Here is a 23,605-nt window from a genome sequence, read left to right as displayed (position 1 = left end):
ACACGGTGCTCTGGTAGGGGCGGTCCGGCCTAAAGTACGCCCCGCCTCGTCCTTTGGGCTGTAGGTGGTACCAACATCGCCTCGTTAGGGTCGGACACCTGCGCCGCCCGTTCCCAGCGTTCGTCGTTGCGCTGATGTGAGGTGCGTGCGGTATTCACCTAGGGGGAACACGTGGACAGTTTGACCGTATTCGACACAGGTGGAAGAGACACCGCGCCCGTGGACGGGCGCGTGCTCCGGGAGGTGTGCGGCCGTTATCCGACCGGCGTCGCCGTGATCACCTGCGAGGTGGCCGGCGGAGAGGAGCCGGTGGGGCTGACGGTGAATTCCTTCACCTCGGTCTCGCTCGACCCCGCCCTGGTGCTTTTCTGCGTGCACCGGGACTCGCGGGTCCTCTCGGTCGTCGAAAAGGTCGGCGCCTTCGCCGTCAACATCCTGGCGGCGGACCAGGCGGACTTGTGCCGGGCCTTCGCCCGCCGTGACACCGCGGACTTCGGCGGTCTGCGGCACGGCCCCGGCGTGACCGGCTCCCCGGTCCTGGCCGACGCGCTGGCCTTCCTCGACTGCCGGCTGCACGCGATGTTCCCCGGCGGGGACCACGTCATCGTGGTGGGCCGGGTCGTCCACCTCGGCCTGCTCCGCGAGGACCAGCCGCTGACCTTCTTCCGCAGCGCGCACCCGCGGCTGGAGGTGCTGGGATGACGGTCGTCATGGACAAGCAGCCGACCTACGGCCTGCCGGACATCACCCGCCGCGGGGTCGCCCTGTGCCTGCTCGGGCCGCTGGAGGTCGTCGTCGACTCCGTCGAAGTTCCGCTGCCCCAGCGGAAGTTGAGGCAGCTGCTGGCCACCCTGCTGATCCGGCCGAACGCTACGGTGTCCAACGAGGCGCTCATCCGCGAACTGTGGGGCGACCGCCCGCCGACCACCGCGCTCGCCGCGCTCCGCGTGTACGTCTCGCAGCTGCGCAAGTTCCTGATCCGGCACGACCTCGACGGCCGCTGGTGCACCCTGCGCACCCGGGCGCCCGGCTACCAGCTCCAGGTCAACGAGGGCATCCTCGACACCGTCTGCTTCGACCGGCTGTGCGCGCTGGCCGCGGAGTCGGCGGCGGCGGGGCACCACGAACTCGCGTCGAAGCAGTACCGGGAAGCCCTGGACCTCCGCCGGGGCCCGACGCTGGAGGGGCTGCGGGACAGCTCGGCCCTCTCCGGCACCGCCCTGCAGTACGACGAGGTGTGGATGAGCGCGCTCAAGCGGCGGATCGACCTGGACCTGCAGCTCGGCCGCCACCTGGAACTGATCGGCGAGCTCAGCCGGCTGGTGGCGGAGAACCCGCTGAGCGAGGGGTTCTGCGCCCGGCTCATGACGGTGCTCCACCGCAGCGGCCGCAGCGGTGACGCCCTGGCCTCCTACCGCTGCACCCGGGCCCACCTCATCGAGGAGCTCGGCATCGAACCGGGGCTGGAGCTGCGCATGGCCCACCAGGCCGTGCTCGCCGACGACGAGATGCTCCCCGTGCCGATGAGGGCGTCCGCCTAGTCGGGAACAGTGTCCGGTCACGGGAAAAGCCGGGCTTTATCCGAGCTTTTCCGTGACCGGACACGATGTTTGCATGCGTTGGTCCTTGAGGAATCTGCTGCGTCTTTGCGGGAATGCCGTCATCACCTACGGCCAGTGCCAGATCGCCGTTTCCGTCCCACAGCTGGAGGAGCCGGCCCCGGGGCATCCCGAGCGCACGCTCCGGGGCCGGCCGCTGACGGAGACGGAGAAGGCCCTCGACCGTCAGCTGGACGGCGTCGCGGAGCGGGTCGGGCCGGGCCTGGGACTGTTCTGAGCGACCACGAGCAGGACGAAGGCGGCCACCGCGGTGATGGTGCGCGTCCGGTTGAACAGGTCCCAGCGGTGCAGGATCTCGGCGTAGTCGGCCGGCGGCGAGGTGACCGCCCAGACCTTGATCCGGGCGTTGATCGGGACGTTGCCGAACCGGGTGACCAGGAAGGAGATCCCGGTCAGTGCCGTCGCGCCGGCCGCCAGTAACCGGTCGCGGCCGCGCGTCTGCAGGGCCAGGGCCAGCGACCCGAGGGACGCGACCCCCATCGCGGTCAGCATCACCGGGGAGTTCATCTTCATGAGTTCGGCGTGGAACGACAGGCGCATGTCCAGCGGCACTTCCCAGAAGGTCGGCCCCAGATTGACCGCACCGTAGCCGAACGCGCCGGCGAGCAGTCCGGTGGCGGTGACCGCCACGGCTTTCGTTGTGCGAACGCGCATCGTTCTTTCCCTCATCGAGTGATCGGGTTCTTGCTGCCGCCAGCAGCGTAGACCGGCCGGGCACGGGTCCCGGCGGCACGATCCGCCCCGGCGGCACCCGGCGCGCGGGCGGTGGCCGCGGATCGCGGCAACTGAATCACAGTCAGATTATCGCTACTGATGGCCGCCTGAGGAGCTTGGCAGGTCGCTGCCTGACCATCGGTGAACCTCCGGGCGAGCACGCCCATCGACTGGGGTGGCAGGGGCGCCGCACGGTGCACGACCGGTTCGTTACGGTGGACGCGTCGTCATGCCGCGGCCGCCGCCGCGACACGCCCCGTCCTCAGGAGGCCCAGCCGGTGTCAGAGTTCGAGCTCCAGACGGACACCGAGGAGACGTCGGGACTCGCGGCGGCCGTCCGGGACGCCCGGGACGCCAGTGCTTTCCTGTACGCGGGCCTTCCGGTGGCGCTGGTCTGCTTCCTCGGCTGTTTCGCCGTGCCGGCCGCGCTGTTCTTCACCCTGTTCGTGATCGGTGCGCCCGCCTGGCCGGAGGTGGTGCGGGCCCTGCGCCGGCTGGCGGGTCACGAACGGATGCGCGCCGGGGCCTTCCTGGGTACCGCGGTTCCGGAGCAGTACCTGCCGCTGGACGGCTCGCTGTCGGACCGGTTCCGGCTGGCGATGACCGATCCCGGCACCTGGCGCGACGCCCGCTGGCTGCCCGTGCAGACCCTGGGCGTGATCGTACTGAGCCTGCTGACCCTGGTGCTGTGGCCGGTCGGCCTGCTGGTCGACGGCGTGCGGCTGGGCCTGGCCGTCGGGGCGGCGGGGCGGCGGGGTATCCCGTCGCGGGCCGAACCGGTGGTGCTCAACCTGCACGTGTTCCTGGCGGAGCGTCAGGCAGACTGGACGGCAAGGCTGTTGCGCCCATCCGAGTCGGCCCGACTGGCCGAGCGGGTGGCCGAACTGTCGGAGAGCCGGGCCGGTGCCGTCGAGGCGCACAGCGCCGAACTGCGGCGCATCGAGCGGGATCTGCACGACGGCGTTCAGGCGCAGCTGGTCGCCCTGTCGCTGCGGATCGGGCTGGCCAGGCAGCAGTTGGCGAAGGACCCGGAGGCGGCCAGGGCGCGGCTGGACGAGGCGCAGGAGGGCGTCGAGCGGGTCCTGGCCGATCTGCGGCAGGTCGTCCGGACGGTCTATCCGCCGGTACTGACGGACCGTGGACTCGCCGGAGCCGTCCGGGCGCTGGCCGCCGCTTCACCGATTCCGGTGGAACTCCGGATCAGCGCCATGGAGAACGGCCACCGGCTGCCGGCGTCGGTGGAGGCGGCGGCCTACTTCGTGATCGCCGAGGGGCTGACCAACGTCCGCAAGCACAGCCGGGCGACCAGGTCCTCGATACGCTTCCACCGCGGCGGCGGACAGTTGACCATCACGGTGACCGACGACGGTCGCGGAGGCGCCGACGAACACGGCGGCTCCGGCCTGGTCGGCATCCGCCGCAGGGTGGCCGCGCTCGACGGCACGGCGACCCTCACCAGCCCTGTCGGGGGGCCCACGGAGCTGAAGGTGGAGCTGCCATGCGGATCGTGATCGCGGAGGACAACGCCCTGCTGCGGGAGGGGATGGTCCTGCTGCTGAGCAGCAACGGCCACGAGGTGCCCGCGGCGGTCGGCGCGGGCCCGGAGATCCTGCCCGCGCTGCGCGGGCACCGGCCCGATCTGGCCGTCCTCGACGTCCGGCTGCCGCCGTCGTTCCGCGACGAGGGGCTGCGCGCGGCGATCGCCGCTCGGCGCGAACTGCCGGACCTGCCGGTCCTGGTGCTGTCCCAGTACGTCGAGGAGACCTACGCGGCCGAGCTGCTGGCCCATGGCGCCAACGGGGTGGGGTACCTGCTCAAGGACCGGGTGGGGCGGGTGGAGCAGTTCCTGGAGGCGGTGGCGACGGTCGCCGCCGGCGGCACCGTGCTCGACCCGGAGGTGGTCACCCAGTTGCTCAGCCGACAGGTCGCGGCCCGGCCGCTGCGCAGTCTGAGCCCGCGCGAGCACGAGGTACTGGGGCTGATGGCGCAGGGCAAGGCCAACAGCGCGATCTCGGAGCAACTGGTGATCACCGAGCGGGCGGTGAGCAAGCACATCCGGAGCATCTTCGACAAGCTCGAACTGCCGCCGGAGGGCGGCAGCGTGCACCGCCGGGTACTCGCCGTACTGACCTTCCTGGGGCACGACGTCCAGGAGTCGTAGCGGCCCGGAACACGGCGGAACCGGGTGCCAGGGGCGGTCGGCCGCTTCGTGGGCGGTGGTTCCGCCCACGACAGCCTCCCGCTCGTGGGTGGCGGGACGTCAGCCCGCCATGTCACCGACGCTGGTGCGGGCGGACGGGACGGCCTCGGCCGCGGTCGGGACGTCAGTTCTCACCGTTGCTCGCCTTTCGCCGGCGGGCGATGCCCCAGACCAGGGCGATCGCGTCCAGGGCGAACCCGGCGACCATGACGGTGGTGTGGGTGCTGCCCGTCACCCCGTGGGAGACCACGGAGGTCAGCACGGCACCGGTGAGGAAGACCACCAGCGGAAGGACCACCCAGCCCGATCCGGGCTTTCCGGTTGAACCGGCCATGAGAAGACTCCTCGAAACCTCTGGAAGACGCGGCCGCGACCGCGCCGCCGTACGTCTCGAGTCTGGCCGACCGCAGCGGTCCGGAAAGTACACCGCACACCCGAAGGGGGGTGTTGCCTGCACTACTCTTCCGGGTTCCGGGCGGAGCCGGCCCGACCCGGCCGAGCGTCCGGCCGGTGCCGCTCCGCCCCGGCTTGAAGGGTTTCCGGTCCCGGCAGGCCGATGGACTGGTACTCGGTGTAGGCGCCCAGGCCCACCGGGCCGTACTCGCGGCCGAGGCCACTGGCCTTGAACCCGCCGAACGGGGCGCGCATGTCCCTGGGGGCGCCGTTGACGGTGAAGGTGCCGGTGCGGACGCGGCGGGCGACGTCGAGCCCGTGGTCGGGGTCGGCGGTCCACACGCCGCCGGCCAGTCCGTAGGCGGAGTCGTTCGCGAGGGCGACGGCCTCGTCCTCGGTGTCGAACGCGATCACCGACAGGACCGGGCCGAAGATCTCCTCCCGGGCGATCCTCATGCTGCTGGTGACGTCGGCGAAGAGGGTGGGGCGTACGTAGAAGCCCTTCTCCAGACCGGGGTCGTCCGGTGCGCCGGGGCCGCCGAGGACCGGGCGGGCGCCCTCGGCGACGCGGACGGCGACGCGGACGGCACCGGCGCGACCTCGACGGCGCGCGCCTTCGCGGACGCCTACGCCGCCTCTCTCACCGCCCGCCCGGTGCTGTGCGAACTCGCGAGCGTGCTGGCCGGCGTGCTGGAACGCACGGTGTCCGTGGAGACGGTGCGCGACTACAAGCGGCGGGCGCTCGCGAACAACGACCGCCTCGCCGGCATCGTCCACACCCGCCTGCCCGGGCTCGACCCGTCGGCGGCGAAGGAACTGGCCTCGGCGACGATCGTCCTGATCGCCGGCCTGTGGCCGCTCGCCCACCCCGGCCCGACCGTCGTGGCCGCGGTGGAGGACCCGGCCCTGCTCGCCGCCCACGTCGACTTCACCGCCCGCTACAGCCGCATGATCGAACTGCTGGCGGCCTCGCTGTCGGCCTGAGCCGCACGAGACGCGGTGCCCGGCGGCGTGCGGCAGGAAGGTGCCGAGCCGCTCCAGGCCGCCCTCCCGGCCGACCGGAGACCCGTCCGCGTCATCGGCCGAACGCCCGAACCGCCCGATGGGCTTCTTGTGATGCTCGATCGATTGCTGACAGGATCTCAATTCGACCTGCCGCACCAGGGTATGTTGACGAAGCGGCCTCAGGGCGGCATGCGGAGGAGGCGGAATGGCACGGGTGAACCTGCGGGCCGCGTTCATGAGCGGCCTCTCGTCCACCGTCACGGCACAACAGGTCTTCACCAACCGGGTCGACGAGGTGGCCGCCTTCACCAGGTCGCTGGAGGGGCTCCGCCGGATCCTGGACGAGGCCGAGGTCTCGCCGGTCGTGGACCGGGCGCAGGGGCGCCGCAACGTCCTGACGCTCTACGGGGTGGGCGGCATAGGCAAGACGACGCTCTCCCACGAGCTGGAGCGCCGGCTGCTCGCCGACGCGGCGGCCGAGGAGCGCGACGATGTCGTGGCCGTGCGCGTCGACGTCTCCGAGGACGGCGCCTGCGACATCGAGAGCCTGCTGCTGCGCCTGCGGGCCGGGCTGGGGCAACTGGGCAGCCGGTGGCCGGCCTTCGACCTGGCACTGGCCTCCTACTGGGCCCGCGCCCATCCGGGGGAGACGCTCCAGGACTTCCTGGACTCCTCCCCGGTGCTGCGGCGCGCCTCCCGGAGCATCGGCCTGGGTGACCAGATCGCGGAGGCCGTGCGACAGGTCGACCCCGCCGGGCTCGGCGGCCTCACAGGGCTGGCGCACCGGGCGGCCCTGGCCACCTACCGCGCCGTCCGGGACCGCGTGCGCGAAGGACGCCTGCTCTCCGACTGCGAGCTGTTCGCCGAACTGGTCGAGGCCGACGCCGACTACGAGACGCTCTCGTACTTCCCCTACCTCCTGGCCTGGGACCTGGAACACCAGACCCGCCGGGGCCGGCCCGCCCGGCGGCCCACGGTGTGCGTGTTCCTCGACACGTTCGAGGTGGTCAACGGCCGGGCCGACCGCACGGTCGAGCGCCTGATCCAGCGGTGCGTCTACCTGATGCCCAACGTGCTCTTCGTGATCACCGGCCGCAACCGCGTCGACTGGGCCGATGAGGGGGTGGGCGGGGAACTGGACTTCACGGGGCCGCAGTGCTGGCCGCACCTTCACTTCAGCAACAACACGGCCGAGCCCCGGCAGCACCTCGTCGGCTACCTCTCGGACTCCGACGCCGACAGTTACCTCAGCGAGGCGCTCACCCAGGACGGCGAGCCCGTGATGCCGGCGGCCGTCCGTGATCGCATCATCGCCGGCGGCCAGGGCCTGCCGCTGTACCTGGACCTGTCGGTGTCCCACTTCGCCGCGCTGCTCGCCCGCGGCGGGCAGCCGTCGGTCGCGGACTTCGGCGGCTCGTTCACCGCCGTGGCCACCCGGTCGATCCGGGACCTGCCCCGGGACGAACGCGACCTGGTCCGTACCGCGGCGCTCACCGACCGGGTCGGCGCCGAACTGCTGCGGGCCGGACAGCCCGGTGTCTCCGACGGGAGCGTGGCCCGGTTCCTGCGCCGGCCGTTCCTGACGCACGACGACGCCTACGCCCTGCCGTACGCCCTGCACGCGGCGCTGCGCCGTGCCATCGGCGAAGCCGACCGGACGCTCCGGGACGGCTGGTCCGACCGCGACCGCAGGGAGGTCGCCGCCCGGTTGCTGACCTGGCTGGGCGAGCGCCTCGGGCCGTCCGGCGGCCGGGTCGCCGTCGCCCAGGCCCTCGAATCCGGGCTCAAGCTCTCGGCGGCGCACGGGGTCTTCGAGGACTGGATGGCGCGGGCCACGCAACGCCTCGTCGAGGCCGGGCAGTGGTCGGAGCTGGGCGCCGGGCTCACCCCCGGTGTCTCCGGGGCGCCGGAGTACCGCGCTGTCCTCGCCGCGATACGGGGAGTCCAGCTGCGCCGTACGGGCCGCGCCGCGGAGGCGGTCGAACTGCTCGGCGGCGCGGGGGAGGGCGTGCCGCCCGGCAGCCCGACGGCGCAGCTGGTACGCATCCACCTCGCCCATGCCCTGCGCAACCACGGCGACTACACGGAAGCGGCGGAGATCTACCGCGCGCTGGTGGGCGGCGAGTTCGACACCGCGGCCCGGTACTGGCTCTGCGACTTCGACTACCTCAACGGGCGCTTCGCCGCCGCCCTCGGGTCCCTGCGGGAGCAGCGCAGCCGGGGGCCGGAGGACGAGGGCGAACGGCTCCGGCTGGTCGGGCACATCTGGCGGGTGAACGCCCGCTTCGACGAGGCGACCGCCGCCTACACCGAGGCGATCGGCCTGGCCCGGCGCGAGGGCCTGGCCGCCGCGGAGGCGAAGGCGCTGGCCAACCTGGCGCAGACGGTCTGCTGGTCCGGCGACACGGCCACCGTGTCGGACGCGGCGCTCCGGGCGCGGGACCTGCTCGACCTCGTGCCCAATCCCGTCGAGCTGGTCAAGATCCGCTCCGCGGAAGCGGTCGCGTACGCGGTGGCCGGTGATGCCGGGGCCGCCATGGACGCGGTCGGGGGCACCCGGCGGCTGGCGGACGGCATCGGCTACCGGGGCGGCCACAACCTGGCGGACGTGGCCGAGATCCTGCTCGGTGTGCTCGGCGGCGACCACGACGGGGCCCGCCGCACGCGGGCCGAGCTCGACGCGCGCACCCGCAGGTCGGGGGGCAACACCTACTGGGTGCCGATCGTGACCAGTTGGATCGACGGCGTGCCGAAAGCCGTCGAGCACGGTCCCGGTGTCGAGTGGGTCGACGGTCCGGCCGTGTCGTTGGGCCGCTGGGCCGAGGTGGTCACGCGACGATGAGGCGTCAGGGCCTCGGAACACGGGGCCGGGCCGGACGAGGGGAGCAGATTTCATGACCGACCCGGTAGGCGCCGGCCAGGTACGTGGCCCGGCACGCGTCGGCCCGGTACGCGTCGGCCTGGTCGGGGTCGGCATCATCGCGGCGACTCATCTCGCCGTCCTGGCCGAACGGGACGACGTGGTACTGGAGTTCACGGTCGACCCCCGGCCGGTGGGGCCGGTCGCGTTCCGCGGCGCCGCGCCGCCCCACCACAGCAGCCTCGCCGAGGCGCTCGACGCGCACCGGCCGGATCTGGTGGTCCTCGCCACCCCTACGCAGACGCACACGGAGCTGGCGGCGCTGGCCCTGGTCCGCTCCACGGCCAGGGTGCTGGTGGAGAAGCCCCTCGTCCACGATCTCGGCTCACTCACCCGGCTGCGGGCGCTGGACGGGAAGGCCGACGTGCGGGGCCGGCTCTTCACCGCCCACCACTTCGCCTTCTCTCCCGAGGTGGAGTGGGCGGCGGAACTGATCGCCGCGCACCCCGGCTGGGGGCCGGTCACGGCCATCACCTCGGCGTTCTACGACCCCTATGTGCTCCGGGGGCCCGAGGCCTTCGCCTCGTACGTCTCCAGCTGGACGGACTCCGGGGTGAACCAGCTCAGCATGCTCACCCGTTTCGTCGACCTCACCGAGCTCACCGCCGTCCGGCAGACGGACGGTGGCGCGAGCGCATGGTGCACCATCGGGTTCCGCTCCCGGGGCGAGCCGGGTACGGCCCGGCTGCGCAGCAGCTGGCTGACCGGCTCCAGCAGCAAGGAGAGCAGCCTCGTCCTCGGCCGGTCGGGCGTGGAGGTCTGGATCGACCACACCGCCATGACCGGATTCGCCGCCCGGGACGGTGAGTTGCTCGCCGCCTTCGGCAACGACGGCCGGACCCCGCGGAAGGTCGCCCACTACCGCCCCCTCTACGCGAGCCTGCTCTCCGGCCGGCCCGACCCGGTGCTCGGCTTCGACGCCGCCGCGGCCATCACCGGGATCCATCACGCGGTGCCCGCCGTACGGTAGCTCCCGGGTCCGCCGGTCACGCGGACCTGGTCCCGGCCGGGATCGTCCCGCCCCGCCGGCCGCAGCGACGACCTTCCGGGCCCGACCGGGTGGTGGGGCCGGCACCACCCACCGGGCCGGGGGATAGCCCCCTGCCGCTTCGGGGTGGTGGCGTCATGGCCGCCGCAGCCTGCCGGTCCGTACGTTTCATGGGGTCAGCGCAGGTCACTGCGGGGGACGACGACCGGCCGGAGACGCGATGCCACACGCCAGCACGACCCTTGACGCCAGCGCCGAACCCCGTGCGGCCAGCGACTTCGCGCCCCTCCTGAGGGCGGTCAGGGACCAGGGGCTGCTCGACCGCCGCATCGGCTGGTACGCGGCCGGAGCCACCCTGAACCTCGTGGCCCTGTCCGGCACGGTCGCGGCCATGGTGCTCGCCGGGGACACCTGGTGGACCGTGCTGTTCGCGCTGCCGCTGGCCGTCCTCTGGGCCCGCACCGCCTTCTTCGGGCACGACGCGGGCCACGCCCAGATCACCCGCGGCAGGCGGGCCGGGCGAGTCGTCGGGCTCCTGCACAGCAACCTCCTCCTCGGGATGAGCTACGCCTGGTGGAACGACAAGCACAACCGCCACCACGCGAACCCCAACCATGTCGACAAGGACCCGGACGTCGGCGTCGGCGCCCTCGTCTGGACCCAGCGGCAGGCCGAGCAGCGCGCGGGCCTGGCCCGCTGGCTCACCCGCAACCAGGCCTGGCTGTTCCTCCCGATGCTGCTGCTGGAAGGCATCGCGCTGAAGGTGTCCGGATTCCAGGACCTCAAGCGCCAGCCGCCGCGCGAACGCACCGTCGAGGCGCTGCTCCTGGTGGCCCACCTCGTGGGCTACACGACCGTGCTGCTGACCGTGTTCTCCCCGGTCCGGGCCCTGGTCTTCGCCCTGCTGCACCATGCCCTGTTCGGGCTCCACCTCGGCCTCACCTTCGCCCCGAACCACAAGGGCATGGAGATGCCCGACCCGGACGGCGAAGGCTGGGGCCATCTGCGCCGCCAGGTGCTCACCTCACGCAATGTGCGCGGCGGGTTCGTCACCGACTGGGCGCTCGGCGGCCTCAACTACCAGATCGAGCACCACCTGTTCCCCAGCATGCCGCGGCCTCACCTGCGGCTCGCCCAGCCGCTGGTCCGCGCCCACTGCGCGGCGGTCGGGATCCCGTACACCGAGACGTCGCTGCTCGACTCCTACCGCCAGGCGCTGCGCCACATGCACGAGGTCGGTGCGCCGCTGCGGGCGCCGCGGTAGCGGGCCGGGCCGGCGACGGGGAGGAACCACCCCGGGACCGCCACCGCGGACCGCTACTCGGCCTCCGCCGAGCCGGTGAGACGCAGTTTGCGCTGGGCGCGCTGGTAGAAGGTGGTCCCGCCGAGACGGATCACCCGTGCGGCGGCGGGCCGCATGACGACGTCGATGACGTCGCCGGGCCGGGCGGCTCCCACGAGCAGGCCGTCCGCCTCGATGCCGAGCTCTCCGCTGGTGGGCAGGACTTCGAGGGCGAGCTTCTCCCCGGCGGAGAGGAACAGCGCCCGGTTGAAGGCGGAGTGCGGGGCGACCGGGATCACGAGCATGCCCTCCGCGCTCGGGGAGACGAGCGGACCTCCGGCGGAGAAGCTGTAGGCCGTCGAGCCGGTCGGTGTCGCCGCGATCACCGCGTCCGCGAGGTAGCGGACGAAGGAGTGCCCGTCCACGCGCAGCGAGACGGCGGCCGAGGGGTGTCCCGGCCTGCGGACCAGCACGATGTCGTTGAAGGCCACGGCCTCCCGCCCGGCGACGACGGCGCTCACCGCGGAGCGGGGCTCGGTGGTGAAGCGGTGCTCGTCGATGGCCGACAGAGCCGACGGAAGCCCGGGGACGTCGATCTCGGCCAGGAACCCCAGACGCCCGAGATTGACGCCCAGAACCGGGGCGTGCCCGGCTGCCGCCAGCCGCATCGCCCGCAGCATCGTGCCGTCCCCGCCCAGGCCGACGATGAGGTCCGCCCGGCGCGACAGATCCTCGGGAGTGACCGCGACCGCCTGATCGGTCGTGCGCCCCATGTCCTGCGCGCAACCGAGGACGATGGCGCCACGGGCGTGCGCCCAGGTGGCGATCGCCTTGATCGCACACTCGCAGTCACGTTGCGGATGCAGGACAAGCCCGACAGTGCTGACGGCTCGCATGGACCGGCTCCTCGGGTGTCGACCCAGTGGACGGCTCTTCCCCTTCGTGATTTCAGTGACGCACGCGGCAACGGCCCGGACAACCCGGCGAGCGCGCAAGCCGCACCGGAGGCGTTCGGCGGGTGGGTCGGCGGGTGATTCAGCGTGTGAGCGGTGGGGAACGCGCCGGGTGCGGGAGCCGGACGCCACCGTGGGAGAGGCAATGTCGTCATGGACATCGAATCGCTTGTACGTACCCGCCGCGCCTTGCACGCGGTCGCGGAGCTGGTCCTGGCCGGCCCGCAGTTCCGGACCAGTGGCACGATCAGGCTGCGCGCCTCCCTCGGAGGCTTCGCCACCCGGGCCGAGCCGAACGTGCAGGTCGTCGGTGCGGATCTGGTGGCGTCCGGACAGCGCCTCTTCCTGGAGCGGACCACCTGCGCGGCGCTGGCGGCCGCGATCGGGGTCACGGCCGGTGCGCCCGCCGGGCTCTACCAGGGCGGATCCGGGGTCGGCCCCGAGGACGTGATCGAAGCCGATCCGCAGCCGGCGCACCGGATCGCGCACGGTTTCGCGGTCGGCGACGCCGCACTGCGCCGGATGTTTCCCGGGGCGGATCCGGTGATCTGGCCCGAGCACTTCGACATCGGCGTGACCGTGGCCGCGGTCGACTACGGAGTCTCCCCGGGCGACGACTTCCAGGCGGAGCCGTACGCCTACGTCGGCCCGCGCACCCGGCAGCAGGGGACGTACTGGAACGCGCCGTTCGGCGCGGTGGCCACGGTCCGCGAGCTCGGCGGCGTGGACGGCGTGCTGGCCTTCCTCGAACAGGGCCGTCAGCTGGTCGCCTGATCATCGCTGGCGGCCGTCGATGAGGCCGTCGATGAGGCCGTCGATGAGGCCGAACGGCACCGCCCGGAGCGCCGTCTCGTCCACTGTCCTGTCGCCCGGGGGCTTGTTGAGCGGTCCGGTGCGGGCCTGGCCGGGTGGTGTCGGTTGCGAGGCTGCGACGGCTCGACGGGGCGGGAGCAGGGGTCCTTCCCCCTCCGGGTCTTCGGGGGCTGCCCGCCGGGGTGAGCGCGTTTGGTGCGGCGGGCTCCGGTTCGGTGGTGGTGCGCGCCGGGGGAGCGTTCAGTCGGCTGTAGCCATGGGTAGTGGAGTGGCTACCAAGGGTCATGGCTGATGGTGGCGGGGTGCGGCGTCGGGCACCCGGCCGTGTTGGAGCAGCTTGACCCGCCGTCACGGCGTAGGCGTGGCAGTAGGGAGTGGCGGTGGTGCCGGAGCAGGATCGGCCGGGCGGACAAGCCGGTGCCGGACAGGGTGAGCCGAAGCGGGCCGCCGGCCCGGCCGGGCGCTCCGCGGCGGAGGTGGAGGCGCCCGTGCGGGACGGCGGCGGGGGCGGGCTGGGGCCGCCGCGGCCGCCGGTCGGGGCGGAGGCCGTCCCGGATTCCGGCCCGGTCCTTCCCGGCGACGCCCCGTGGCTGGACCGGATGCTTCCGCTGCTGCGCACGCCGATGGCCGAGCGGCCGGCCCCTGACGACGGTCCGCTCGACAGGGGGAAGCCCGGACCGGAGAGCGCGGCGTGTGTCCTGGACCTCGCGCTGCGGGTCGGGGAGCTCCTGCTCGCCAGTGGCGAGGCGGCCGAGGACGTCGAGGCGGCGATGCTCGGGATCGCCCGCGCCTACCGGGTGTACCCCTGTGAGCCGCAGGTCACCTTCACCCTGGTGTCGATCTCCTACCAGCCGACGTCCGCGGAGTCCCCGCTGATGGTGGAGCGGACGGTGCGCCGTCGCGTCAGTGACTACGCGCGGCTCGCGGCCGTGTTCCGGCTCGTGTCCGACATCACGGCGGGCGGAGTCGACGTCGACGACGCCGGCCGGCGGCTGGCCTGGGTCCGTCAGGGCCGGCCCTACCCGGTCTGGCTCCTCGTCCTCGCCTCCGGTCTGCTGGCGGGGGCCGCCACGGTGCTGGTCGGCGGGAAGGCGGACGGCCGGGCCTGGCTGGTCTTCGCGAGCGCCTTCGTCGCCGCCGTCGCGGGGGATCGGCTGGCGGCGCTGGTCGCCCACCACGACCTGCCGGAGTTCTACCAGTTCGTGGTCGCCGCGATGCCCGCCGCGCTGATCGGCATCCTGCTGTCGTTCAACGACCTGCACCTGCGGGGTTCGGTCGTGATCACCGGCGGGCTGTTCGCCTTTCTGCCGGGCCGCTTCATGGTCGCGGCGGCGCAGGACGGGCTGACGGGTTTCTACCTCACGGCCGCCGCGCGGCTGCTCGAGGTGCTGTACCTGGTGGCCGGGATGGTGATCGGCGTCATGCTGGTGCTCTACGTCGGCGTCAGCAGCAACGCCGACCTGAGGAACTGCGAGAGCCCCGACGGGGTGGCCAACCCCCCGCTCCAGCTCGTGGCCGCGATGCTGGTGGCCCTGGCCTTCGCGGTGCTGTTGCAGACCGACCGGAGCACCGTGCCGCTGGTCGTCCTCAACAGCGCCGTCGGATGGGCGACCTACGGTGTGCTGGTCAACGCCCTGACCGAGCCGATCGTGGCCGCCGGGTCCGCCGCCGGGCTGGTCGGGCTCTTCGGCCAGCTCATGGCCCGGTACCGGGGTGTGTCCGCGCTGCCGTACGTGACCGCCGCGATCGGTCCGCTGATGCCCGGTTCCGTCCTGTACTTCGGCCTGCTGTCGTTCACCCAGGGCCGGCTCGACGCCGGGCTGGCCTCCGTCGGCCGCGCGTCCGCGACGGCGATGGCCCTGGCCATCGGCGTCAATCTGGGGGGCGAGGTGGCCCGGCTGTTCAAACCGCTGTCGAACCCGGAACCCGCCCGCGGCGCCCGCCGGTGCGGCCCGCCCCCTCCCACCGGACCGGACGGTCAGCCGGGCTGGCCCTGCTGACGGCGGACCGCCGGGGGCGGGCCGCCAGCCGGGGGGGGGGGGGGGGCGATGCCCGTCAGCCCAGTCGTACGGGGAGTTCGTACAGGTCGTTCTGGGTGACGACCGGCTTGTTGCGCAGGGCGGACCGCTCGACCGCCAGGGCGAGTCCGGGGAACCGCGCGTAGAGCGCGGGCAGTGCCACCCCGGCCTCCAGCCGGGAGAGCGCCGAGCCGGGGCAGACGTGCGGGCCGTGGCCGAAGGAGATGTGGCGGTTGGGGGAGCGGGTGATGTCGAAGTCGCCGGCGGACGGGCCGTGGGCCTGCTCGTCGCGCCCGAGCGCCGCGTAGGAGACGATCAGGGCGTCGCCCCGGGGGATGACCTTGTCACCGACCGGGACGTCCTCGGTGGCGAACCGGATCAGGACGTGCGAGGTGGGCGTGGACCAGCGCAGCGTCTCCTCGATCACCGCGTCCCAGCCGACCTGCCCGGAGCGGACGAGGGCCAGCTGGTCGGGGTGGGTGGAGAGGTTGACCACCGCGTTGACGATCAGCGAGATCGTCGTCTCGTGGCCGGCGGCGATCATCAGCTGGAGCGTGTTGACGATCTCCTCGTCGGTCAGCCGGTCACCGTCCTGCGAGGCGAGGATCAGCGCGCTGGTGAGGTCGTCGCCGGGCGCGGCGCGGCGGGCCTCGACCACCCGGCGCATCATGGCGCCCAGTTCGGCCAGGGTGGCGACGACCTCCTCGGGCGGGGTCTGGGTGGAGAAGAACCTCTCGAAGAGGACCTTGAGCCGGGGGTGGTCGGCGGGGGCGATGCCCATCAGCTCACTGACGACGTACATCGGCAGCGGATAGGCGAACCCGGCCTTCAGGTCGACGACGGCGTCCGGCGCGTGGGACGCGAGCCCGTCGAGCAGTCCGTCCGTCAGCTCGGTGACGCGCTCCCGCAGCAGCTCCACCCGGCGCGGGGTGAGGGCCTGGGCGACCAGGGCGCGCAGTCTGCGGTGGTCCTCGCCGTCCACGGTCAGCATGGAACGGCCGGGGTTCGCCAGGCCGATCAGGGGCCAGTCCTGGGGGATCTCACCGCGCTGCCAGGCGCCCCAGACGCCGATGTCCTTCACCAGGCGCCGGTCGGTGAGCAGTTGCCGGGCCTCCGCGTGGTGGGTGACGGCCCAGACCGGGACGCCTCCCGGCAGCTCCACCTCGGCGAGCGGGCCGGCGGCCCGCAGCAGGGCGCTCTCGGCGTCGAGGTCGGTGACGAACGGGTCGAGCGCGATGCGCCCGGTGCTCGGGATGGTCATATCCTCGCGTCTCCAAGGGCAGGGGTCGGGGTGAATCGCACGGGCAGCCCGGTCAGTCCGCGCAGCCACGGGGACGGACGCCGGGTGAGGGACTCCGCGGGGACGGCCAGGTCGATGTCGGGGAGCCGGTCGAGCACCACCTCGATGCCCGTGCGCGCGATGACCTCCGCGATCTCCTGGGCGGGGAAGGGGCAGCGGTGCTCGCCGTGGCCGAAGGAGAAGAACGCGTTGTTGCCGCCGGTGAGGCAGGTGCCGTCGGTGCGCACCTGGGGGTCGGTGTTGGCACCGGCCAGGCCTAGCAGCAGCAGGTCGCCGGTCCTGATGTGCTGGTCGCCGAGCCGGGTGTCGCGGGACGCCCAGCGACCGGCCACGTTCTGGGTGGGGGTGTCCTCCCACAGCACCTCGTTCATGGCCTCGGCCACGCTGTTGCGACCGCCGAAGAGGGAGGCGGCGAACCGGGTGTCGGTGAGCATCAGCCGCAGCGAGTTGCCGATCCAGTCGGCGGTCGGCTGGTGGCCGGCGGCCATCATCACCATCAGGTCCTGCGTGATCTCCTCGTCGGTGAACCCGGAGGAGTCGGCCAGCATGTGGGAGACCACGTCGCGGCCGGGCTCGGCGTGCTTGTCCGCCAGCAGGCGCTGCATGGACTCCGCCAGGTGCCGCATCCCGGCCATCGCCCGTTCCTGGCCGTTGATCATGTCGTTCATGGCGGTGACCAGGCCGGGCCCCTGCTCGTCGGCGAACCCGTAGAGCCGGGCCAGCACGCGCAGCGGAAGCAGCATCGCGTACTCGGCGATGATCTCCGTCGCGCCCCCGGCGCAGAACGCGTCGATCAGCTCGTCGGCGAACTGCTCGGTGTACGCGCGCAGTTCGGTCGGGTCGACGGCACCCAGCGCGTCGCCGACCATGGCGGCCCGCTGGCGGTGGCGTTCGCCGACCGTGTAGAGGATGGACGGCTGCTTCTGGCCGATCATCGGCCGCAGCGGCCAGTCGGCCGGAATCCGGTCCCACTGGTTCCACAGGTCCGAGTCCCGGCTGAAGAGCACCGGATCGCCGGTGACCTGGTGCAGTTCGCGGTAGCCCAGAACCAGCCAGGCCGGTACGTCGCCGTCGAGCAGCACGGGCGCCACCGGGCCGTGCTCGTGACGGATCTGCCGGTACAGCTCGGCCGGTTCGGTCTGGAACCGGGGGCCCGACAACGCGACGGGGGCGGGGCCGTGGGCACTGGTCACTGGGCGGACTCCTGGGGGGCGTACCGGGATCGGACGTGTTGCACGAGCGAGATGAGCACGTTCTTGCTGGACTCGCGCGAGCGGGCGTCGCAGTCGAGCAGCGGCACGCCCGGGTCGAGGTCGAGCGCCTCCCGCACCTGCCGCGCGCTGAACTCGGGGCCGGCGAAGTCGTTGCAGGCCACGACGAAGGGGGTGCCGAGCGCCTCCAGGCGGTCGATGGCGTACCAGGAGTCCGAGATCCGGCGGGTGTCCACCAGGACGACGGCACCCAGGGCGCCCGAGAACAGCCGGTCCCACAGGAACCAGAACCGCTCCTGGCCGGGCGCCCCGAACAGGTAGAGGACGTTGAGGTGGTCCAGTGAGATACGGCCGAAGTCGAAGGCGACGGTCGTGGAGCTCTTGGTGCCGACCCCGGAGGTGTCGTCGACGGCCTCCCCCGCCCGGGTCATCGTCTCCTCGGTGCTGAGGGGCCGGATCTCGCTGACGGAGCGCACCATCGTGGTCTTGCCGACGCCGAAGCCGCCGACGATGACGATCTTGATGCCGTTTTCCGAGGTGGCCCGCAATTCCGTGCGGGCGCCCGGAAGACCGGCGGCTGCCGGACGGTCAGAGGCTACGGAGGCCAACGAGCACCTGCTCCAGGAGGTCGAGGTCGGGAATGCTGTGAGCCGTGGCGGAGGTGCGCGGATGGCGCGCGCTGATCCGGCCCGCGTCGAGCAGGTCGGACAGCAGGATGCGGACGATGCTCACCGGCAGGCGCAGCTCGGCGGCTATCTCCACCACTGCCGTGGGCCGTTGGCACATCCGCAGGATCGCGGTGTGCTCGGACTGCATGCCCGGGACCGGGGCGAACTCGGCGACCACCAGGGTCACCAGGTCGAAGGCGTCGGACCCGGCGCGGCTGCGGCCCCCGGTGAGGGTGAAGAGCCGGTCGGGTGCGTCGTCCCTGCCGGGCCGGCTCATGAGCGGGCGGCCGTGCGGGGCGCGGCGCGCAGGTGCTCGCCGAGCTGCTCGACGAGCTCGCTGACGTTGTGGCCGACGAGCCCGGGGTCCGCGTCCTCGGCGGCGATGACGGCCAGGTGCGCGCCCTCGCCCGCCTCCACGATGAACAGGATGCCGCCGTAGAACTCGGTCATCGCCGACCGCACGCCGCCGGAGCCGTCGCCGAACTCGATGGACGCGCCGTGGGACAGCGACTGGATGCCGGCGGCTATCGCGGCGAGCTGGTCGGCCTGGTCCACCGACAGTTCGGGGGTGCGGCAGAGCTTGAGGCCGTCGCGGGAGAGGAGCAGCGCGTGCCGGGCGCCGGGGGTGATCTTCAGCAGGTTCTCCAGCAGCCAGTCCAGCTTCTCGTCGGCGGTGGCCGTGGCGTTGGGGACGGTGGCGGTCATCGAGGGGTGTCGCCTTCCGGGTGCGGGTGCGGGGCCGGGATGTGGCCGGTGGTGGTGGACGGGTCGTCCGGTTTCTCCGGAGCCCTGACGCCGTCCGGCGAGGCCGTGCGAACGGCCTGGCGGAACGTACTGAAACGGGCCATACCCGCCTTGACGCCGCCCTGCGGCCGCTCCGTGGGGGCGACGGCCGGGTGGCGGGCGCTCTCGGCGGCGGCCAGGGTCTGTCCACGCCGGCGGTGCGGCAGAGCGCCGTTGCCGTCGTCGGGCGCCGGAGCCTCGCGGGCGGGGACGGGCTCGGCCCGGCCGGGCGCCGTGCCCGCGGTGACGGCCCGCGGCGCCGGACGCCCGACGCCCGCGGCCACCGCCGGCGTCTTCGCGGGAGCGGTTCCGTGCGGTGCGGCGGCGCGGCTCAGCAGTTCCTGCGGAACGAGGACCAGGACGCCCGTGCCGCCGCGTGCGGACGGCCGGAAGGAGACGGTCAGGCCGTGCTTGCGGGCCAGCCGGCCCACCACCGAGAGGCCCAGCCGGGTACCGGAGAGTCCGCCCAGCTCGGTCGCCTCACCGCGGACGGCGCGCTCCGCGCGGCGCAGCTGCACGTCGCCCATCACCAGGCCGCTGTCCTCGACGGAGACGAGGGCACCCGCGGGCACCTGCTCGACGTACACGTGGACCTCGGCCGTCGGCGGAGAGAACTTCGCGGCGTTGTCGAGGAGTTCGGCCAGGACGTGCATCACGCCCTCGGCGGCGTGTCCGACGACGGCCACCTCGCCGACGGAGTGCAGCCGTACCCGCTGGTAGCCGCTGATCCGGCCCATCGCCCCGCGCAGGACCGACTCCATCCCGATCGGCCGGGCCCAGCGGCGGCCCGAGCGTGCGCCGGTCAGCACCGCGACGGAGTCGGCGAGCCGTCCCGCCTGCGCGGTCCGGTGGTCCAGGTGGAGGAGGTCTCCCAGGACGTTCTCGTCGGTGTGGCGCTCCTCCATCTCGCGCAGGTCGGCGAGCAGGCCCGTGGCCATGGCCTGCATCCGGCCGGCCGCGTTGGCACACGCGGCGATCGCCGCGGCGCGGGTGGCGGCGGCGAGCCGGGCCTGCTCCGTCAGCCGGGCTGTCTCGCGGGCGTGTTCGCCGATCAGGCGGGTCCGCTCGTCGGCGAGTTCCGCACTCCGCCGGGCGGTCTCGTCCGCGAGCCGGGCATGTTCCCGGGCGGTCTCGTCCGCGAGTCGGTCGCGTTCGTGGCGCAGTTGGTCGGCCTCCTGCCGCGCCGCCGTGACCCGCCTCCCGAGTACCCGCGAGGTCTGGACGGCGTAGGTGGCCGCGGTCACGGCGACGCACAGCAGCAGCGCGCCGGCCCCCGCGCCCCAGCCGAGCGCGCTACGCACCGACGCCGGCGCGGCCGCCGTGGAGACCGCCACGACCGCTCCGGTGGCCAGGGCCGTTGTCAACAAGGCCAGGACGGAGGCGCGTAGCGGCGGACGCTCGTGATGCGGAGCGAAGGAGGGTGACGCCGTCATCAATATCCTCGGAGTGCTCGTGAGCCCGATTCCCCGGGGGTGCCGTCGACAGAGACTGACGCCGACCCGGTCAACGAGGGGCCACTATAAATCAGTTATTGATCGCTTTTGAACCGCTTCCCGGGGTCGAAGTGATCACAGGCGCACCCTCCGGGCGCTGTGACCAGGCAGTCACGCCGTTCTGGCGACGATTCAGCTGACGCTCCGACGGGCTTCGACGTTGACGTCGCAATCACGCCGGACCCCGGCGGTGGCGGCTGCTGGACTTGACGGAACATCACCGATCCCCGGACGGGAACGCCCCCGTGCCCGCTGCCGCCGCTCCCCACGCCGACGTGTCCACCCGGACCGGCCCGCCCGCCCTCGGCCCGATGGGCGGCTGGCTCGCCGTCATCTCCGTGACGACGGGAATCTTCTCCATCGTCACGACCGAGATCCTGCCGATCGGTCTGCTGACGCCGATCGGCGCCTCCTTCCGGATCTCGGACGGCGCGGCCGGGCTGATGATGACACTGCCCGGGATCGTGGCCGCCGTCGCCGCCCCCGCCGTGACCGTCGCGGCCAGGGGGACCGACCGGCGCACCCTGCTCTGCGTGCTGATGTCGGTCCTCGCCCTGGCCGACCTCCTCAACGCGCTGGCCCCCGCCTACTGGACGGTGCTGGCGGCCAGGATCGTGCTCGGCCTGGTCATCGGAGCCTTCTGGTCGATCGGCGCGGGGCTCGCCCCGCGCCTGGTGCCCGGCCCCCGGCGGGCCACGGCGAACGCGGTGATCTTCTCGGCCGTCCCGCTCGGCTCCGTACTCGGCGTGCCCGCCGGGGTCCTCCTCGGCGACCTCGCGGGCTGGCGTGCCGCCTTCACCGCCATGGCCGTGCTGACGCTGCTCGTGCTCGCCGCGCTCCTGGTGTCCCTGCCCCCACTGCCCCCACGGACCACCACCCGCCTGACCGTGCTGCGCGACCTGCTCCGCACCCCGGGCGTGCGGACCGGGCTCGCGGTGACCTTCCTCGTCGTGACGGCCCACTTCGGCACCTACACCTACGTCACGCCCTTCCTGGAAGACGTTTCGCACGCGGGACCGCGCCTCGTCACCGCCCTCCTCCTGGCCTACGGCGTCGCGGGCGTGGCCGGCAACTTCGCGGCGGGCGCCTGGGCGGCGCGCGCACTGCGCCCCGCCGCCACCACGGCCGCGGGCCTGCTCGCGACCGCGACCCTGCTGCTCCCCGTCATCGGGACGACCGGCCCCGGCGCGGCCGTGCTCCTGGTCCTGTGGGGCCTGGCCTACGGCGCGGTACCGGTCTGCGCCCAGACCTGGTTCCTCGCGGCGGCGCCGACCGCGCCCGAGGCGGCGTCCGTCGTCTTCACCTCCTCGTTCCAGGCCACCATCGCGCTGGGGGCGCTGGCCGGCGGAGCGGTCGTGGACGCGGCTTCGACCTCCGTGGTCATGGTGCTGGGCGGGACCGTCGCGGTGCTCGCCGCGGCGGTGGCGTGGATCGGCGGCGGCCGGGTCCGGTAGGCGGGGCACGGGCCGGGAGCGCCGGACCGGGAGCACCGGACTCCCATCCGCACTGGTCAAGCGGTGTGCCGGCGCGGGGGCGGGGCGGCGTTCGGGTGGGTCCGCCGCAGAGAGCAAAACGGCCCAAAGCTAGCATGGGCGCATCGCCTAGCTCGAAAGATGGACCTGTGACTGTCAACGAAGACGTGTTCACTAACTGGAAGAACCGCGAGGAGATCGCGGAGTCGATGATTCCGATCATCGGGAAACTGCACCGGGAGAGGGACGTCACGGTCCTGCTGCACAGCCGCTCCCTGGTGAACAAGTCGGTGGTCAGCATCCTCAAGACCCACCGGTTTGCCCGCCAGATAGCCGGCGAGGAGCTCTCGGTCACCGAGACGCTTCCGTTCCTGCAGGCTCTCACCACGCTCGATCTCGGCCCTTCCCAGATCGACATCGGCATGCTCGCCGCGACCTACAAGACCGATGACCGAGGCCTCTCGGTCGACGACTTCACCGCCGAAGCCGTCGCCGGGGCCATGGGCGCCAACAAGCTGGAGCGCCGCCAGGCGCGCGATGTCGTGCTGTACGGGTTCGGCCGTATCGGCCGCCTGCTCGCCCGCCTGCTGATCGAGAAGGCCGGCTCGGGGAACGGCCTGCGGCTGCGCGCCATCGTCGTCCGCAGCAGCGGTGACGAGGACCTGGTCAAGCGCGCCTCGCTGCTGCGCCGTGACTCCATCCACGGCCAGTTCCACGGCACGATCACCGTCGACGAGGCGAACAACAAGATCGTCGCCAACGGTCACGAGATCCGGGTGATCTACTCGGACGACCCGACGACGGTGGACTACACGGCGTACGGCATCAACGACGCCATCCTCATCGACAACACCGGCAGGTGGCGTGACCGCGAGGGCCTCTCGAAGCACCTCCGCCCCGGTATCGCCAAGGTGGTCCTGACCGCGCCGGGCAAGGGCGATGTCCCCAACATCGTCCACGGTGTCAACCACGACACGATCAAGCCGGACGAGCGGATCCTGTCCTGCGCGTCCTGCACCACCAACGCGATCGTGCCCCCGCTGAAGGCGATGGCGGACGAGTACGGTGTCCTGCGTGGTCACGTGGAGACCGTCCACTCGTACACCAACGACCAGAACCTCCTGGACAACTACCACAGCTCCGACCGCCGTGGCCGCTCGGCGGCGCTCAACATGGTCATCACCGAGACCGGCGCGGCCTCCGCGGTCGCCAAGGCGCTGCCCGACCTCGACGCGACGATCACCGGCAGCTCGATCCGCGTCCCGGTGCCGGACGTCTCGATCGCGATCCTCAATCTGCAGCTCGCACGCGAGACCACCCGCGCGGAGGTCCTCGACTACCTCCGCAACGTGTCGCTGACCTCGCCGCTTAAGCGCCAGATCGACTTCATCAGCGCGCCCGACGCGGTCTCCAGCGACTTCATCGGCTCGCGCCACGCCTCGATCGTCGATGCCGGTGCCACCAAGGTCGACGGCGACAACGCGATCCTCTACCTCTGGTACGACAACGAGTTCGGCTACTCCTGCCAGGTCGTCCGCGTCGTCCAGCACGTCTCCGGAGTGGAGTACCCGACGTACCCGGCCCCGGCGGTCTGATCGCGGGGGGACCGACCCCGGTGGACGGTCCGTTCGGCACGCGCCGGGGCGGGGGGGGGGGGCGGGCCCCCCCCCCCCCCCCCCGGGGCGGGCCCCCCCCCCCCCCCGGGGGCGGGCGGGGGGGGGGGCGCCCCCCCCGCGCCCACCCGCCCCGGCCCCCGGCCGGGGGGGCCCCGCG

General features: G+C 72.8%; 21 protein-coding genes and 2 pseudogenes. 13 read left to right on the top strand and 10 right to left on the bottom strand.

The features are described from left to right. Window positions 1–219: 219 nt before the first annotated feature. The 3 genes from ACIQIB_RS17395 to ACIQIB_RS17385 all read left to right on the top strand — a co-directional run bounded on the left by ACIQIB_RS17395 (window position 220) and on the right by ACIQIB_RS17385 (window position 1,836). Window positions 220–702, top strand: a complete 483-nt coding sequence (locus ACIQIB_RS17395; protein WP_363607774.1) for a flavin reductase family protein — start codon at window positions 220–222, stop codon at window positions 700–702. Continuing rightward, entirely contained in the window at window positions 699–1,541 is an 843-nt protein-coding gene (locus ACIQIB_RS17390; RefSeq protein WP_363607775.1) for an AfsR/SARP family transcriptional regulator, read from the top strand. Before ACIQIB_RS17395 ends, ACIQIB_RS17390 begins: the two co-directional genes overlap by 4 nt. 73 nt (window positions 1,542–1,614) lie before the next feature. Next, window positions 1,615–1,836 carry a DUF6059 family protein gene (locus ACIQIB_RS17385; protein WP_363607776.1) on the top strand — a complete coding sequence of 74 codons (222 nt, stop codon included), beginning with the start codon at window positions 1,615–1,617 and terminating at the stop codon, window positions 1,834–1,836. Here the strand turns inward: ACIQIB_RS17385 and ACIQIB_RS17380 are convergent. Beyond that, window positions 1,785–2,273: a DUF1772 domain-containing protein gene (locus ACIQIB_RS17380; protein WP_363607777.1), complete on the bottom strand. Its 489-nt coding sequence runs from the start codon at window positions 2,271–2,273 to the stop codon at window positions 1,785–1,787. The genes ACIQIB_RS17385 and ACIQIB_RS17380 overlap by 52 nt on opposite strands. Window positions 2,274–2,611: 338 nt before the next feature. Here ACIQIB_RS17380 and ACIQIB_RS17375 point away from each other — a divergent pair, with 338 nt between their 5' ends. Then, a complete protein-coding gene (locus tag ACIQIB_RS17375) occupies window positions 2,612–3,844 on the top strand; it encodes a histidine kinase (protein WP_400758773.1) in 1,233 nt (410 codons plus the stop codon). Next, a complete protein-coding gene (locus ACIQIB_RS17370; protein ID WP_400758771.1) occupies window positions 3,832–4,494 on the top strand; it encodes a LuxR C-terminal-related transcriptional regulator in 663 nt (220 codons plus the stop codon). The genes ACIQIB_RS17375 and ACIQIB_RS17370 overlap by 13 nt, the downstream gene beginning before the upstream one ends. A 163-nt stretch (window positions 4,495–4,657) precedes the next feature. On the opposite strand, the gene ACIQIB_RS17365 is transcribed toward ACIQIB_RS17370, so the two are convergent. Together ACIQIB_RS17365 and ACIQIB_RS17360 are read right to left on the bottom strand one after the other, a co-directional pair. Next, a complete protein-coding gene (locus ACIQIB_RS17365; RefSeq protein WP_363607780.1) occupies window positions 4,658–4,867 on the bottom strand; it encodes a hypothetical protein in 210 nt (69 codons plus the stop codon). Window positions 4,868–5,088: 221 nt separating this feature from the next. Further along, window positions 5,089–5,490 (bottom strand): annotated as a pseudogene (locus tag ACIQIB_RS17360) (aldehyde dehydrogenase family protein); the annotation flags it as partial. A gap of 60 nt (window positions 5,491–5,550) precedes the next feature. Between ACIQIB_RS17360 and ACIQIB_RS17355 the strand changes: the two are divergent. From ACIQIB_RS17355 to ACIQIB_RS17340, 4 genes and pseudogenes are all read left to right on the top strand, one after another. Then, window positions 5,551–5,910: pseudogene (locus ACIQIB_RS17355) on the top strand (TetR/AcrR family transcriptional regulator); the annotation flags it as partial. A 226-nt stretch (window positions 5,911–6,136) separates the two neighbouring features. Continuing rightward, a complete protein-coding gene (locus ACIQIB_RS17350) occupies window positions 6,137–8,773 on the top strand; it encodes a tetratricopeptide repeat protein (RefSeq protein WP_400758770.1) in 2,637 nt (878 codons plus the stop codon). Window positions 8,774–8,825: 52 nt separating this feature from the next. After that, window positions 8,826–9,821 (top strand): Gfo/Idh/MocA family protein, encoded by a 996-nt coding sequence (locus ACIQIB_RS17345; RefSeq protein WP_400758767.1) that lies wholly within the window; start codon window positions 8,826–8,828, stop codon window positions 9,819–9,821. 238 nt (window positions 9,822–10,059) lie between these two features. Next, window positions 10,060–11,103 (top strand): fatty acid desaturase family protein, encoded by a 1,044-nt coding sequence (locus tag ACIQIB_RS17340; protein ID WP_400758764.1) that lies wholly within the window; start codon window positions 10,060–10,062, stop codon window positions 11,101–11,103. 53 nt (window positions 11,104–11,156) lie between these two features. Here ACIQIB_RS17340 and ACIQIB_RS17335 read toward each other — a convergent pair whose 3' ends face one another. Next, window positions 11,157–12,017, bottom strand: coding sequence for an NAD(+)/NADH kinase (locus ACIQIB_RS17335; protein WP_363607784.1), 861 nt, complete (start codon window positions 12,015–12,017; stop codon window positions 11,157–11,159). A gap of 210 nt (window positions 12,018–12,227) precedes the next feature. Here ACIQIB_RS17335 and ACIQIB_RS17330 point away from each other — a divergent pair, with 210 nt between their 5' ends. After that, window positions 12,228–12,848, top strand: a complete 621-nt coding sequence (locus ACIQIB_RS17330; protein WP_363607785.1) for a hypothetical protein — start codon at window positions 12,228–12,230, stop codon at window positions 12,846–12,848. A gap of 422 nt (window positions 12,849–13,270) precedes the next feature. After that, window positions 13,271–14,887, top strand: a complete 1,617-nt coding sequence (locus ACIQIB_RS17325) for a threonine/serine exporter family protein (protein WP_363607786.1) — start codon at window positions 13,271–13,273, stop codon at window positions 14,885–14,887. Window positions 14,888–14,942: 55 nt separating this feature from the next. On the opposite strand, the gene ACIQIB_RS17320 is transcribed toward ACIQIB_RS17325, so the two are convergent. From ACIQIB_RS17320 to ACIQIB_RS17295, 6 genes are read right to left on the bottom strand one after another with little or no spacing between them, the layout of a single operon-like run. Then, window positions 14,943–16,166, bottom strand: a complete 1,224-nt coding sequence (locus ACIQIB_RS17320; RefSeq protein ID WP_400758762.1) for a cytochrome P450 — start codon at window positions 16,164–16,166, stop codon at window positions 14,943–14,945. Then, the gene (locus tag ACIQIB_RS17315; RefSeq protein ID WP_363607788.1) at window positions 16,163–17,398 is read right to left on the bottom strand and encodes a cytochrome P450; all 1,236 of its coding nucleotides are present in this window, start codon (window positions 17,396–17,398) and stop codon (window positions 16,163–16,165) included. The genes ACIQIB_RS17320 and ACIQIB_RS17315 overlap by 4 nt, the downstream gene beginning before the upstream one ends. Next, a complete protein-coding gene (locus ACIQIB_RS17310) occupies window positions 17,395–18,024 on the bottom strand; it encodes a GTP-binding protein (RefSeq protein ID WP_400657621.1) in 630 nt (209 codons plus the stop codon). Before ACIQIB_RS17310 ends, ACIQIB_RS17315 begins: the two co-directional genes overlap by 4 nt. After that, window positions 18,005–18,361, bottom strand: a complete 357-nt coding sequence (locus tag ACIQIB_RS17305; protein ID WP_363607790.1) for a DUF742 domain-containing protein — start codon at window positions 18,359–18,361, stop codon at window positions 18,005–18,007. Before ACIQIB_RS17305 ends, ACIQIB_RS17310 begins: the two co-directional genes overlap by 20 nt. Then, window positions 18,358–18,789, bottom strand: coding sequence for a roadblock/LC7 domain-containing protein (locus ACIQIB_RS17300; protein WP_363607791.1), 432 nt, complete (start codon window positions 18,787–18,789; stop codon window positions 18,358–18,360). Before ACIQIB_RS17300 ends, ACIQIB_RS17305 begins: the two co-directional genes overlap by 4 nt. Next, window positions 18,786–20,300: an ATP-binding protein gene (locus ACIQIB_RS17295; protein ID WP_400657625.1), complete on the bottom strand. Its 1,515-nt coding sequence runs from the start codon at window positions 20,298–20,300 to the stop codon at window positions 18,786–18,788. Before ACIQIB_RS17295 ends, ACIQIB_RS17300 begins: the two co-directional genes overlap by 4 nt. A gap of 371 nt (window positions 20,301–20,671) precedes the next feature. Here ACIQIB_RS17295 and ACIQIB_RS17290 point away from each other — a divergent pair, with 371 nt between their 5' ends. Together ACIQIB_RS17290 and ACIQIB_RS17285 are read left to right on the top strand one after the other, a co-directional pair. Then, complete coding sequence (locus tag ACIQIB_RS17290; RefSeq protein ID WP_400657637.1) at window positions 20,672–21,814, top strand: MFS transporter; 1,143 nt, start codon at window positions 20,672–20,674, stop codon at window positions 21,812–21,814. 167 nt (window positions 21,815–21,981) lie between these two features. Further along, window positions 21,982–23,427 (top strand): glyceraldehyde-3-phosphate dehydrogenase, encoded by a 1,446-nt coding sequence (locus tag ACIQIB_RS17285; RefSeq protein WP_400758760.1) that lies wholly within the window; start codon window positions 21,982–21,984, stop codon window positions 23,425–23,427. Window positions 23,428–23,605: the final 178 nt, after the last annotated feature.

Source organism: Kitasatospora sp. NPDC092286, assembly GCF_044755565.1.
Classification (GTDB): Bacteria; Actinomycetota; Actinomycetes; order Streptomycetales; family Streptomycetaceae; genus Kitasatospora.
Note: the sequence above shows the minus strand (reverse complement) of the source record. Positions and strands in the feature narration are given on the sequence as shown.